The sequence below is a fragment of the Roseibium album genome, assembly GCF_001404515.1.
Lineage (GTDB): Bacteria > Pseudomonadota > Alphaproteobacteria > Rhizobiales > Stappiaceae > Roseibium > Roseibium album.
Genome location: NZ_CXWE01000001.1, coordinates 702,882 through 716,526, shown reverse-complemented (window position 1 = coordinate 716,526; position 13,645 = coordinate 702,882). Strand labels below are relative to the sequence as shown.

The 13,645-nt window shown below is 56.4% G+C and carries 12 protein-coding genes; 3 read left to right on the top strand and 9 right to left on the bottom strand.

The window, feature by feature from the left end; genetic code table 11:
* Positions 1 to 6: 6 nt before the first annotated feature.
* From LA5095_RS03275 to LA5095_RS03255, 5 genes are all read right to left on the bottom strand, one after another.
* Positions 7 to 1,131: an ABC transporter permease subunit gene (locus LA5095_RS03275; RefSeq protein WP_055111875.1), complete on the bottom strand. Its 1,125-nt coding sequence runs from the start codon at positions 1,129 to 1,131 to the stop codon at positions 7 to 9.
* A 14-nt stretch (positions 1,132 to 1,145) separates the two neighbouring features.
* Positions 1,146 to 2,069: an oligopeptide ABC transporter permease OppB gene (gene oppB, locus LA5095_RS03270; RefSeq protein ID WP_029063583.1), complete on the bottom strand. Its 924-nt coding sequence runs from the start codon at positions 2,067 to 2,069 to the stop codon at positions 1,146 to 1,148.
* 90 nt (positions 2,070 to 2,159) lie between these two features.
* Entirely contained in the window at positions 2,160 to 3,746 is a 1,587-nt protein-coding gene (locus LA5095_RS03265; protein ID WP_055111873.1) for a peptide ABC transporter substrate-binding protein, read from the bottom strand.
* A gap of 598 nt (positions 3,747 to 4,344) precedes the next feature.
* Positions 4,345 to 5,073 carry a helix-turn-helix transcriptional regulator gene (locus LA5095_RS03260; protein ID WP_082442745.1) on the bottom strand — a complete coding sequence of 243 codons (729 nt, stop codon included), beginning with the start codon at positions 5,071 to 5,073 and terminating at the stop codon, positions 4,345 to 4,347.
* 256 nt (positions 5,074 to 5,329) lie between these two features.
* Complete coding sequence (locus tag LA5095_RS03255) at positions 5,330 to 5,854, bottom strand: BA14K family protein (RefSeq protein WP_082465661.1); 525 nt, start codon at positions 5,852 to 5,854, stop codon at positions 5,330 to 5,332.
* A 216-nt stretch (positions 5,855 to 6,070) separates the two neighbouring features.
* Here LA5095_RS03255 and LA5095_RS03250 point away from each other — a divergent pair, with 216 nt between their 5' ends.
* Positions 6,071 to 7,882 (top strand): ABC-F family ATP-binding cassette domain-containing protein, encoded by a 1,812-nt coding sequence (locus LA5095_RS03250; protein WP_055112726.1) that lies wholly within the window; start codon positions 6,071 to 6,073, stop codon positions 7,880 to 7,882.
* A gap of 535 nt (positions 7,883 to 8,417) precedes the next feature.
* Here LA5095_RS03250 and LA5095_RS03240 read toward each other — a convergent pair.
* The 4 genes from LA5095_RS03240 to LA5095_RS03225 all read right to left on the bottom strand — a co-directional run bounded on the left by LA5095_RS03240 (position 8,418) and on the right by LA5095_RS03225 (position 11,527).
* Positions 8,418 to 8,954, bottom strand: coding sequence for a GNAT family N-acetyltransferase (locus LA5095_RS03240; protein WP_055111865.1), 537 nt, complete (start codon positions 8,952 to 8,954; stop codon positions 8,418 to 8,420).
* Positions 8,951 to 9,508, bottom strand: coding sequence for a helix-turn-helix domain-containing protein (locus LA5095_RS03235; RefSeq protein ID WP_055111863.1), 558 nt, complete (start codon positions 9,506 to 9,508; stop codon positions 8,951 to 8,953). Before LA5095_RS03235 ends, LA5095_RS03240 begins: the two co-directional genes overlap by 4 nt.
* Positions 9,509 to 9,746: 238 nt before the next feature.
* Positions 9,747 to 11,009 carry a beta-ketoacyl-ACP synthase II gene (gene fabF / locus LA5095_RS03230; RefSeq protein WP_055111860.1) on the bottom strand — a complete coding sequence of 421 codons (1,263 nt, stop codon included), beginning with the start codon at positions 11,007 to 11,009 and terminating at the stop codon, positions 9,747 to 9,749.
* 98 nt (positions 11,010 to 11,107) lie between these two features.
* Entirely contained in the window at positions 11,108 to 11,527 is a 420-nt protein-coding gene (locus LA5095_RS03225) for a MarR family winged helix-turn-helix transcriptional regulator (RefSeq protein ID WP_055111859.1), read from the bottom strand.
* Between the two features lie 138 nt (positions 11,528 to 11,665).
* Between LA5095_RS03225 and LA5095_RS03220 the strand changes: the two genes are divergently transcribed.
* Positions 11,666 to 12,229 (top strand): HdeD family acid-resistance protein, encoded by a 564-nt coding sequence (locus tag LA5095_RS03220; protein WP_055112724.1) that lies wholly within the window; start codon positions 11,666 to 11,668, stop codon positions 12,227 to 12,229.
* A 274-nt stretch (positions 12,230 to 12,503) separates the two neighbouring features.
* Entirely contained in the window at positions 12,504 to 13,622 is a 1,119-nt protein-coding gene (locus LA5095_RS03215) for a TauD/TfdA family dioxygenase (protein WP_055111857.1), read from the top strand.
* Positions 13,623 to 13,645: the final 23 nt, after the last annotated feature.

Below are 13,645 nucleotides of genomic sequence, written 5' to 3'. Positions count from 1 at the left end.
CTCTCCTTACCGGTCCTTGGGATCCAGCGCATCGCGCAGGCCGTCGCCGATAAAATTCAGCGCAAACAGGGTCGATGTCAGGAAGATTGACGGGAAGATGAGCATCCAGGCTGCCCCTTGCAGGTTCCGGGCGCCCTCAGAAATAAGAACACCCCAGCTCGTCATCGGCTCCTGGATGCCAAGTCCCAGGAACGACAGGAAACTTTCAAGCAGAATGACTTTCGGTACGAGCAATGTCATGTAGACCACGACAGGTCCGAGGGTGTTCGGAATGATGTGACGCTTCAGGATGCCGCCGTCGCCCACACCCATGGCTTCTGCCGCCTGCACGTATTCCTGACGTTTTATTGTCAGGGTCTGGCCACGCACGATGCGGGCCATATCCAGCCATTCGACCGCCCCGACCGCAATGAACATCAAAATGAAGTTCCGGCCAAAGAACACGACAAGCATGATGACGAAGAAGATGAACGGGAGTGAATAGAGGATATCGACCACGCGCATCATCATCTGGTCCACGCGCCCGCCGAGATACCCGGAGGTGGCGCCGTAGATGACGCCGATCGAAATGGCAACCACCGTCGCAAGCAGGCCGATCGTCAGGGAGATACGTCCGGCGATGAAGGTCCGGGTCATCATATCCCGGCCATTGGCGTCCGTCCCGAAGTAAAAGTGCATGTAGTTGATGCCGGCGCGGATGGTTGCGGATTTCTTGTCCACGGACATGTCTGTCAGCTGGGCATCCTTGAAGAGATCACTGCGATCGAAATACCGTGTCGAACGCGGATCGATTTCCCGTTTCGACATCACGTTGGCAACCACGGTGTCCCCGTCCCGTTCGTACCCCTCCACTGTCATGCGAGCCCTCTTGGCGACGGACATGAATCCGGGCTCGACCTGTTCCGGTCTCGGATAGGCTTCCAGGCTCGCGGGAACCTTGACGTAGTCACGGTAAACCGTGTCGAATTCATGCGGTGACAGTGCCGGTCCCAAAACGGACACCAGAGCAATCGCCACCAGTACGATCATGCTGGCGACGGCCGCCCGATTGGCCAGCAATCGATCACGCGCATCATCCCACAGCGATCGACCTTTTGCAGGTGCGTCATTGTCTGTAACGGTTATCGTCATGATCCTGTCCTTCCTCAATCGTAGCTCACGCGCGGATCGAGCAGCGCATAAAGCAGATCCACGACGAGGTTGAACATGATGACGAAGCAGGCAACGACCACGACAGTTCCCATGACCAGTGTGTAGTCACGATTAAGCGCGCCTTGTACGAAGTACCGGCCAATGCCGGGAATGCCGAATATTGTCTCGATGACGACGGAGCCGGTCAAAAGCGCCGCGGCCGCCGGCCCGAGATAGGAGACGACCGGCAATATGGCGCCGCGCAAGGCATGCACGACGATGACCATGTAACTGGTCAGACCATAGGCACGTGCTGTGCGGACGTGGTTGGACCGGAGCGCCTCGATCATGGAACCGCGTGTCAGCCGCGCCACGACAGCGACCTGTGGCAGAGCCAGTGTCACGACCGGCAGTATGACATTGACAAAGGCACCGCCGTTCCAGCCTCCCACGGGGAGCCAACCCAGCCAGACACCGAGGATCAGGGTCAGGATCGGCGCGACGACAAAATTCGGAATGGTCACGCCGAGGGTCGCCGCCGCCATCACGGAGTAGTCTGTTGCCTGGTTCTGCCTGAGGGCTGCAACGACACCCAGCGTGCCACCGACCACAAGCGCAAGACAAAGAGCAGACAACCCGAGTTGAATGGAAATGGGCAGACTTTGGGCAAACAACTCGTTGATCGAAAAGTCGCGAAAATAGAAACTCGGCCCGAAGTCCAGCTGAACAATGCTTTTCAGGTAAAGCAGGTACTGGTTCCAGAGCGGTTCGTCGAGATGGTAGATCTTGTTCAGATTCTCCATCACCTTGGCCTCGAGCGGCCTTTCCAGGTCAAACGGACCACCCGGCGCAATCCGGATCAGGAAGAACGATATTGTAACGATCAGAAAGAGAGTCGGGATTGCGCTGAGCAATCGACCGAGCACGTAACGGTGCATAGGATCTGCCCCTGTTGTTCTGCTGGTGGTCTTTTTCATGCCACCTTGCAAAAACCGGCAGGGAAATCCCTGCCGGTCCTGTTTTTCGGTTTATTCGGAAATGCTCATGAAGCGGGTCGGGTGAACGTTGAGGAGATTGTCCTCAAAGCCGGCGACCTTGTCGGAAACCATGTTCATCGAACCGTAGTACATCAGCGGGATGAACGGCAGATCGCGCATGAACAACTCTTCCGCCTGCTTCAGGATTTCGGACCGCTTTTCCAGGTCGACCGTTGCCGCGGCTTCATCCATCAGGGCGTCGTATTCCGGGTTCTCGTAGCGAGCGTAGTTGAAACCCGTGTTGTCGCTTTCAACCATGAACAGGAAGTTCTGCGGGTCGGAATAGTCTCCGATCCAGCCTGCCCGGGCGACGTCGAAGTCCTGACGGTCACGAAGCATCGCGTAATGGGTCTTCGTGTCCGTGTTGACCATGGCTACTTCAACACCAAGCGGCTTCCACATGTCGGCGATGGCGACCGCCGTGTTCTTGTGGTTTTCAGAGGTATTGTAGTTGATGGTCAGCTTCACCGGATTGTCAGGGCCATAACCGGCCTTTTCCAGAAGGTCCATCGCCTTTTCTTCGCGATCGATCTGGGACATGTCCATGTAGTCGGCGAAAGCCGGTTCTCCATAGTTGCCGATACCCGGCGGCACGAACGAATAGCCCGCAACCATGGTGGAGCCCCAGATTTCATCGGCCAGGAACTCGCGGTCGATCGCCATGGAAAGCGCCTGGCGAACTTCAGGGCTGCTCAGCGTTTCGTCTTCGTGATTCAAGGCATAGTAGTATGTGCCCAGATACGGAGCGACGCGGAACTGGTCGCCCAGATTTTCCTTCATGAAGGCAACTTGCTCGGTTGGAGCATCGTTGTTGGTATGAAGTTCGCCAGCCTGGAAACGACGCAATGCAGCGCCCCGGTCTTCTGTCGGGTAGTAGAAGACGGTGTCGATCTTTACGTTGTCCGCATCGTGAAAATTCGGATTCTTGACGGCCTTGACGTGCGCGTTCGGAATGAATTCGGCGAGCGTAAACGCACCGTTGGTGACGATGTTTTCCGGTTTCACGAAGTCGGTGTCGTGTGCATCAACCGTCGCAGGATGAACCGGCAGACCAGTCTGGTGCGTCAGCTGCTCGATGAAATACGGGGTCGGCGATTCAAGCGTGATTTCCAGCGTGTGATCGTCCAGTGCCTTCACACCGATTTCTTCCGGCGCCAGTTCGCCCTTGTTCACCTTCTCCGCATTCTTGATCGGGTAAAGGATGTTTGCGTATTTCGCGCCGGTTTCCGGCTTCATGATACGGCGGAGGGAGTAGACGAAGTCGCCTGCGACAACCGGATCACCGTTGGACCACTTGGCGTCATCACGCAGGTTGAAAGTATAGACCATGCCGTCTTCAGCGACATTCCAGTCCTTGGCAACGCCGGGAATGACCTTGCCGGCTGCACTGTAAGCAACAAGACCTTCGTACAGGTCACGAAGAATATGAGCTTCGTAGGTCGTGGACGTCTTGTGCTGGTCCAGAGTTTCCGGATCGGCCGTGTTACCACGATGATAGACCACCTCGGCAAATGCGGTCAAAGATGTGGCTGCCATCAATGCAGCCGCAAGCGCTGTTACACGCATGGACTTGATCATATCGCTCTCCCCTCTTGGGTTATTGTTGAAGATATGGAAACGATAACGGACAAGATTCCACGCTCTTTGCGCGCAATCAACCGTCCCCCAACGGCATATTCCACACGTGGTCGCAAAAAGGCGATGTTTTTGCACTTTGTCCGACAGAAAAGAAAAATATTTCCCCGAATTTGCACATTTGTTAAATAAATCTGCATACGAGCGCGAAATAAAGTTACAATCCTGACGGCAAAAACGATACTTTCGTTTATAGCTCAATCAGGATCTCGTGTCGCCAATTTTGGTTGGAAATTCCCGCCAGGATTGTTCTTGTCCATTTTGACCTGTCCCGTTGAGACAGAAAGCACGAAGGCTTGTGGGAGACCGGTTCGGAATCCACGATGAAATGGTCTCGTCGTCGAGGAGTGCATTGGTGACTTCCGATGCCGGCAGTCCGGTCTGCCCGCCTTTGCGCCAGACGGAAGCAGACGGACCGGTTGGAGAAAGTTGCCGCCCACTTCCGGCGGCAAAGACCTGATCGTTGTACGGACATTTTCAGTCGCGGGTTGCGAATGAGGAAAAACCGGCTTGCTCACAATCGCAGAGCCAAAAACTCAATTCAGAGCGGCAAGAGATTTGAAACGATGGCAACCGCAAGCGCCTGTTCACGGGTTCGGGCACCAAGCTTCTCACGCGCATTGCGCATGTGAAGATCCACAGTCACAGACTGAATGTTCAGTTTGTTGGCTATCTGTGCGGTCCTCTGACCGTTTGCCAACAATATCAGACATTCCTTTTCCCTGTTCGTCAGATATGCGTCCGGTCTTGTCACCGTTTGACTGATTTTTTGGTCGGCAAGTGCCGCACAGACATGCAGAACACCGCCATGGGCATCATTCAGCGACATGATTTCCTGCCTGGAAAGATCACCGATCAGGTTCCAGCCTCTGACCACGCCGTCTTCGCCGCCAGCCATCTTGAGGGCGATTCCGCTGGTCAGATTAAAAGATTCTGCCCGCCGAATTACGGCAACGTCTTCTTCCCGCAGATAGGGATGGTCTTCCAGAAAATTCACGCCTGTAAAAAAAACGCTCGGCAGCTGTGGTGCATAGATGAACAGAGGATCCCGCTCGTAATCCTTGTGCGCCATGTAGGACGTTTTCCAGTCGGACAAGGCGTTGGAAAAACGAATGTTCTTTTCATTGGGTGTCGTTTGTAAATGCCTGATCCCGTACATTGATCCTATAAAGCCGAAGCTCTCAAAAAAACTTGTAGCTATGTTCCACACTGCCAGCGGGTCATCTGCACCTAAAACCGAATTAGAAAAATCTTCCAATCGAGAAATCATGTATTTCAGTACCTCAGAAGCATCTTGTCATTGCCCTTCCACCTAACAGATTCATTACCTTGTTGAGCTCTAAGTGAACAGCACGATTTTCAATTACCTTAAGGAAAGAATAAGAAACAGCAGCAATGCCTCTTGTCTGCCCGAGACAATCCGGTTCGAGCGGAGCAAGTGAAGGTCGGAATGACTTGGTTTTCGCGTTTGACCGACGCGGGGTCACCAACCTAATTTTTCATACAAGCGTGAGACTTTGGCGATCCTAGCGGCAAAAACGATACCTTCCGCTGTAGGCCAGATACGTGCCCGTGTTCGGATTGAAGGACTTGAACTTGCGCGAGCAATACGCCACCCATTGCGGGGTGAAAGGGGCCAGTCCGGTTTTGGTAAAGGGCACCCGTTGCGGCTGACCGACATGCCTTCCCCTTGGTGCAATATAGAGCGGCGGCCTTACGTAGCGGCGCGGGGCGACATAGACCCGAGACCGGTACGGATAGGCACGGCGGTCATACGGGTGATAGTAGTAGGGGGGGCCGTAGGGCCGGAACGGGGGCCCTGCAAAACCGCCTCGATATCCGTAAAAGACACCGCCGCGATATCCGCCCGTGCCGAAAGCAAAGCCCACACCGCCGGTGCCGACGTAAAACGCATCCGCTTCAGCGGGCTCCGGGAAGGCCATGGTGACGAGCCCGGTTCCGCCAAATGCGAGCACCAGCGCCAGGCTGCACGACTTGAGCAACTTCGCGACTTTCCCCGATTTGACGGGACCCTTGATCAGATCAAACATCATTGGTCTCCTTCCAGCTCTTCAGCCGGTGATTTGACAACAGGCCCCTGACCACACGCCAATCATAACGCATATCAGCACAAAAATCCGGCGGAAACGCATCAAATTTCCGAACAACTCCATTCACGTGACGTTGCAAGTCGGGTTTGGCGCTTGCGCGGCTCACATCAGGACAGTAAACCGGGCGCCGATCAATCGACGACGAAACAGGACTTCATGGCCCCACCCCTACTCACACTCCAAGACGTTCAGCTTACTTTCGGAGGAACACCCCTCCTGACCGGTGCGGAACTGTCCGTTTCCGAAGGTGATCGAATATGTCTTGTCGGCAGGAACGGTTCGGGCAAATCCACTCTTTTGAAGATCGCATCCGGACAGATCGAGGTGGACAAGGGGGAGCGGTTCTTTCAACCGGGCCGTACGGTCCGTTACTTGCCGCAGGATCCGGATCTGTCCACCTACGCCTCGACACTCGATTATGTCAACGAGGGACTGACGGAAGGTGACGACCCCTATCGAGGTGCCTACCTTCTCGACGTCCTCGGGCTCAGCGGCAATGAAAAACCTGAAGCGCTCTCCGGTGGCGAAGCCAGGCGTGCCGCCCTGGCCCGCACCCTCGCACCGGAACCGGACATTCTTCTTCTGGACGAGCCGACCAACCATCTGGATCTTCCGGCCATCGAGTGGCTCGAGGAGGAGCTGAAGAGCCTCAAGTCCGCACTTGTCCTGATTTCCCACGATCGCCGGTTCCTGGAAAACCTTTCACGGGCAACCGTCTGGATCGACCGGGGTATCTCCAGACGCCTGGACAAGGGGTTTGCGCATTTTGAAGCCTGGCGTGACGTGGTGTTGGAGCAGGAAGAGATCGACCAGCACAAACTTGCGCAGAAGATCAAGCGCGAAGAACACTGGATGACCTACGGCGTCACCGCCCGTCGCAAACGCAACATGCGCCGCGTACGGGAACTTGCAGACCTCAGGAAACAGAAGCGAGAGCATCGCGGCCCGCAAGGCACGGCAAAACTGAACGCAAGCGAAGCGGAAGCATCCGGCAAACTGGTCATCGAGGCGAAAGGTCTTTCCAAGACATATGGCGACCGCACCATTGTCAAAGACTTTTCAACGCGCATTCAACGCGGTGACCGGATCGGTTTTGTAGGGCCGAATGGTGCCGGCAAGACCACGCTCTTGAAGATGCTGACTGGCGAGCTGGCTCCCGACACGGGCACCAACCGTCTCGGCACCAACCTGGAAATGGTGACACTCGACCAGAAGCGCGAGAAGCTTGATCTCAATGACACCCTGGTCTCGGTGCTGACCGGCGGGCGCGGCGACATGGTCGTCGTTGGCGACGAGACCAAGCACGTCATGTCCTACATGAAGGATTTTCTGTTTTCGCCTGAACAGGCAAGAACTCCGGTCAGCGTCCTTTCGGGCGGTGAGCGTGCCCGTGCGATGCTGGCACGGGCATTGGCCAACAAATCCAACATGATGGTGCTTGACGAACCGACCAACGACCTGGATCTGGAAACACTAGACCTCTTGCAGGAACTGCTTGCCGACTACCCGGGAACAGCCCTGATCGTTTCGCATGACCGCGATTTCCTCGACCGGGTCGCAACGTCCGTCATCGTCTCGGAAGGTGATGGCCTCTGGCGCGAATATGCAGGCGGTTATACCGACATGCTTGCGCAACGCGGCGAGGGTGTCGCCGCCCGAAAGATTCAAAAAACTGCCCCGGCAAAGAAGGAAAAGCAGAACCTATCAAGCGGTTCAGCGGAAAGCCCTAAGACGAAAGCAAAACTCAGCTTCACCCAGCAGCATCTTTTGAAAACCCTGCCCGACACAATCGAGCAACTTGAAGCAAAACTTGAAGAGCTTCAAAGTGATATGAACGATCCGCAGCTCTACACAAAGAACCCCAAGAAGTTCTCAGAACTTTCGCAGAAAATCTCCGACTTGACTTCAGCAAAGGACGAAGCGGAAGAGCAATGGCTGGAGCTTGAGATGCTCGCCGAAGAAGGCTGACCAAAGCTTCCTGTTATTCCAAATCCAGCCTCGTCCTATAGGGACGGCCTTTTCCGCACACACTCAAAAGTTTTATCGATATCTTCTTTTTGAACGTAATTGGAATCAATACATGCAACCGGTTGGAAGCAATGAGTAAAAATCCGCAGTTGGTGACATCGGTCCTGGTTGTCCTGTTCGCCACCTTTTTGAGTGGCTGCCAGTCGAACAATGAAAGCGCAACCCCGGAGGTTTCGGCCCCGGAGAATGCTTGCGAGAAATCCAAGAAATCGTGGGATTACAACACTGCGGGTGGTCGGGCGCTCGCGAAAATAACGTGCTCCGGTAAAACCTATCCGGACTACAAATCCTATAATCAAGCTGCGTGGCGCGAACACACGCGCCAGAGACAGTGCAAACAGAACACCGGAAAGTTCTGCGAAGACTGAAGCTTCGGGACTCCAGGCCAGCCTGAAACGCAGTAATTGCGCGCCTCATCTCGTCCCGCATCCTGGCTCTGCACATTCGCGGGGTCGACACTCGACGAGGTCAGCCCCTACCGAAGATCCCTGTAAAAAACCGTGGTCGCGTCCAAGTCGCCGTGGCTGCCATAGGCGTAGTCCGGAATGACGCCTACTTTCCGGTATCCGCATGTTGGATAGAGCTGTTCGGCCCGGTCACCCGTGACGGTGTCGAGAACGAGGAGCCAACGGTCCAACGACAGGGCCAGACCGTCGATTGCCGCCATCAGCTTGCGCGCCAGCCCCTGCCGGCGATGGTTTGGGTGAACCATCAGCTTCGCGACCTCCGCCCGGTGCTGGCCGTTATTTTGCGGCGCAAGGGCGAGCATGACGACGCCCGCAATTTCCTCTCCGTCCCGTACGGCCAGGAGAAAGGACTTTCCGGAATCCAGCGTCGACAAATGTCCTTCCCAGAATGCCTTGGCCTTTTCACGCTGAAGCGGCAGGATGAAGCCGATGCCGGCACCATCTTCCACGCAGGCCTTCAGAAGATCCGCAAGAGTTTCGAGCGAAGAGCGAACTTCCTCCGGCGACAGAAGGAACACCGGCGGTTCCGGGCGAAAGCGTATCATGGGGTGATCACCGTCAGGAGGTATCGGGCGGAACCGGGTCCAGGGGCATGGTAGGCGTTGGCGGTGTTGAGGCGGAAGCGCAGGCAATCGCCCGGCGACAATTCATGCCGCTCGTCTCCGATCGTCATCACCAGATTTCCTTCCAGAAGAACCAGATGATGCTCCAGGTCCGGTAGCGGCGGCACGGAATAGGAAATGATTTCACCGGCGGGCAGTTCCCCCTCGACCACACTACCGCGAAACCCGTTTGAAACAGGTGAGACGCTCCGGCGGCGAAAACCGGTTTCCGGATCCTGCCAGACCGGCTGGTCGCCCCGCGCGATCCTGGCGTCCAGCGCAGGCGATCCGAAGCCGAAAAGATCGGCCATGGAAATCCGGAACGCCCGGGCCAGTTGCCCGAGCACCACCGCGGTCGGGCTGGTGTCGCCGCGTTCGATCCGCGACAGGGTCGCCCGGCTCACTCCCGACTTTTCCGCCAGCAGATCCAGCGGCCATCCTCTTGCCCGGCGCAGCCCCGCAATCCGCCGGCCGATATCCTGTTCAAGATCAGACATGATAATTCCCACAAATGAGATTATTCTCATAAATGGAAATATCCTGTTTTCCAAGTGAAATTTATCGTTGCGTAGGAGAAACCCTTTCGAACCTGTACCGGGGCTGCGAGCAGTCAATATTGTTGAGACCGCCACTCACCGTGGAGCGGTCGAATTGCAGCAAAGCTGCCCCGGCTCCAAACCGGGGCGGCAGAGTACTTGTCCAAAACCTATCGACACCGGTCCCAAAAAAGGCGCGTCAAACCTTTGAAAACACCGCGCTGGCATTCACGCCGCCGAAGCCGAAACCATTGGTAAGTACGTGATCAACGCGCCTGTCGATTGCCTTGCCCGGAATCATTTCGAACCGGGTCATTGCCTCGTCCGGAGCTTCCAGGTTCCGGGACGGAGGCAGCTGTCCGCTTGTCAGCGCCTTGACGCAGGCCACTGCCTCGACAGCACCGGCTGCGCCGAGCAGGTGCCCGAACATGGATTTTGACGAGGACACGGCGAGGTCTTTGCCCCTTCCTTCGAACAAGGTCGTCAATGCGGCAATCTCCGCCGCATCGCCAACCGGTGTTGATGTGGAATGCGCATTGACGTAGCCGATTTCGGCAGGTGTCAGTCCGGCAGATGACAGTGCCTGGCGCATCGCACGCAAGCCTCCCTCGCCGTCCGGTGACGACGCGGTAACGTGGAATGCATCAGCCGTCGTACCGTAACCCTTGAGTTCAACCAGAATGTTGGCGCCACGCGCCTTTGCATGCTCCAGTTCTTCCAGGATCAGGATGCCCGCGCCTTCACCCATGATGAAGCCGTCACGATCCTGATCAAACGGGCGGGACGCATGAGACGGGTCGTCGTTACGCTTGGAGGACATGGCCTTGGCCGCGCAAAAACCGGCATATGAAACCTTGTCGATACAGGCTTCCGTACCACCGGCCACCATGACGTTGGCCTCGCCCGAGCGGATCAAGCGAGCGGCATCGCCCAGCGCCTGAAGGCTGGCTGCACAGGCTGTCACCGGTGCGCCGATCGGTCCTTTCAGACCAAATCGGATGGAGACCTGGCCAGCAGCCAGATTGGCGAGGAATGACGGCACCAGGAACGGCGAGGCCCGGCGGGGCCCCTTCTCGTCGACCAGCCTGGTCCCGGCGGTCATGGCCGGAAAGCCGCCGACACCGGTGGCGATGATCGTGCCGGTCCGTTCTTTTTCCTCGACGGTTTTTGGTTCCCAACCGGAGTCTGCGAGCGCTTGCTGGGCCGCTCCCATGGCAAAGTGAATGAACCTGTCGGAGCGCCTTTGTTCCCGAGAATCGAGAACCGCATCGACGTCGAAGCCGAACTCGTCCTCATCCTTTGACGGCACTTCGCCAGCAATCTGGCAGGCCAGGTCGCTCGGATCGAAATGGCTGATCCTGCGGATGCCATTCGCGCCCGACGTCAACCTGCTCCAGAATGCGTCAACCCCGGTTCCGAGGGGAGACACGATCCCCATTCCCGTTACGACTACCCGACGCATGTTTACCTCACTTTGCTCATGTCAGATGACGCCCTGTCACGTGTTTCGTGTTCAAGCGGTGTTAAAGGTCCTTTAGAAAGAGATTCAAGGAACCATTGTCAAAGTTGCGAAAGCCTCTGCAACACATTGATTGTTTTCAGGAACTCCTCCCTGCCCAGAAGGGTCTCCACATCTTTCTGCGCCTGGCGCCAAAGCGGCAGGGCACTCTCCAGCAGCGCTTCGCCCTTCCCGGTCAGATGATGGTTCTTTCCTCTTGCGTCGCCCGTACGCGCCGACACGACGAGGCCCTTTCGATCCAGAAGCGCGATGTTCCGGACCAGGGTAGTACGATCCATGGAAAGCCTTTCTGCCAGTTCGCCCGTGGTTTCGTCGCGCGCCTGCCTGATGGCGACCAGCACTGAAAACTGGCCTGCGGTCATCCCGACCTGTCGTGCCAGACGATCATAGTGACGACTGACCGCCCGGGCCGCTTTGCGGGCGTTGTCAAGGACACATTGGGAAAAGTCATCGTCTTCCATGGCCCTTTGTGTGCATATACACACCGAATGTCAAGTTTCTTAATCCCCAACGCTAACCCTTCGTAATGTCATCAATATTTTGCGTTTTGCCGCGAAGCAGTTACGGTGCCTGAACAACCGGAACGTGAGGAGGTCAAAATGGCAGATGCGGTTCAGGCTGTCGAAGACATGAAAGCGAAGATCCAGGAAAACTGGGGCTGGTTCCTGGCACTCGGCATTGCGCTTGTGATCGGCGGAATCATTCTGATTGCCGCCCCGCTGGCGACATCCATTGCTGTCACAATCCTGATAGCAGCCGTGCTATTCGTAGGCGGACTTGTTCAGATCTACAATTCATTCAAGACACAGGGTACGTCGAGCTTTCTGTGGAACCTCATCACGGGCATCATCGCAGTCATTGGCGGTATCGTGATCTATTTGAACCCGCTTGCCGGTACATTTGCACTTACGCTTGTGATCGCGGCGATCTTCGTCGCCCAGGGCGTCAGCCAGATTCTGCTGGCCTACAAATTGAAGCCGCATGAAGGCTGGGTATGGGTTCTGATCGCCGGTATCGTTTCACTTGCAGCCGGGGTCATGATCTGGATGGATCTGCCAGGTTCGGCCGCCTGGGCACTTGGCCTGATCGCCGGTATCTCGGTGCTCGTCAACGGGTGGAGCTACATCGCAATCGCGCTGGCCGCGCGCGCCGCCAAGGGCTGAGTTACCAGCGCGAGTCCAGTAACTTGAAACGTGTTCACGCCCGGCAAAAAACCTGTTGCCGGGCGTATTTATTGATGTCATTTTGCCATCGAATTCATCTGAAGGTGCCGCCTTTGAACGGGTTACAACTGGATGCTCCATATCCTCGGCCGGAATCCCGGAAATCCGCATAACAAAGCCTATTGGTGGTGGCCGCCTCCCGCCTGCCGTTGATGAGCCGCGTCCTCCGGACGCGAATTTTTGTTTCACTTTCAAAAATCAACGGAACTCAACCATGACAACCGCAACTCTTCGCGGCGGCGACCGCGTCGTGAATGTCTGCTGGCCAAATGGAACCAGCGCGGACTTTCCCTTTCTCTGGCTTCGGGACAATTGCCCGACGGGCTTTCATCCCGACACGAGGGAGCGCCAGTTCGACCTGACAAGCATTCCTCTCGGATTGAGTGTCGGCAATGTTTCGCTCGAAGATGGCGATATTGTCGTGACCTGGGACGGGGAATCTCACACCAGCCGATTTGATCCGGGCTGGCTATACGATCACCGGCCCGGCATAGGACTTCTGGACCCGGCCCAGGTGGATGCAACGCTCTGGCGCGCCGACTTTTCACCGGCCGATCTTCCTCGCGCGACATCAAGCGATCTGACGTCAAGCGACGCACTTTTGCTGGAATTCCTGCTGGAAGCCAAGAAAACCGGACTTGCCATCGTTGACGGCATGGCACACGACAAGGATGCCGGAATGGCGATGGCACGGCGTATCGGCTTTCTCAGAGAAACAAATTTCGGCACGACGTTCGAGGTCATGTCGAAGCCAAATCCGAACAATCTTGCCTATACGTCCCATGCCCTGCCGCTTCATACGGATCTTGCCAACCAGGAACTGCCACCTGGCTTCCAGTTTCTGCATTGCCTTGCCAACGAGGCGGAAGGTGGCGGGTCGACATTCTGTGATGGATTTGCCATCGCCAACGACCTTCGCAATGACGAGCCGGAAGCCTTCCGGCTGCTGTCCGAAACGCCTGTCCCCTTTCGCTTTCACGATGAGGACTACGACATCCGGCGCCATCACACGGTGATCGATCTTGATCTGTTCGGAAACATGCAGGAATTGCATTTCAATGCCCATCTTGCGGGAATTTTCGACCTGCCGGCCGACAAGATGGAGCCTTACTACACTGCGTATCGCAAACTCATGGAGATGACGCGGTCAGAAAGATACGTGATGACCACACGTCTGCGGGGTGGAGAAATGGTGATTTTCGACAATCGCCGCGTCCTGCACGGTCGCGCCGCATTCGACCCGAACACCGGATTCCGGCATTTGCGTGGCTGCTACGTCGACCGTGGCGAGTTCGACAGCCGCATTCGGGTTCTGAGCCGGTCGCAGGGTTGACTGCACCATAGCGACCCAAGGAG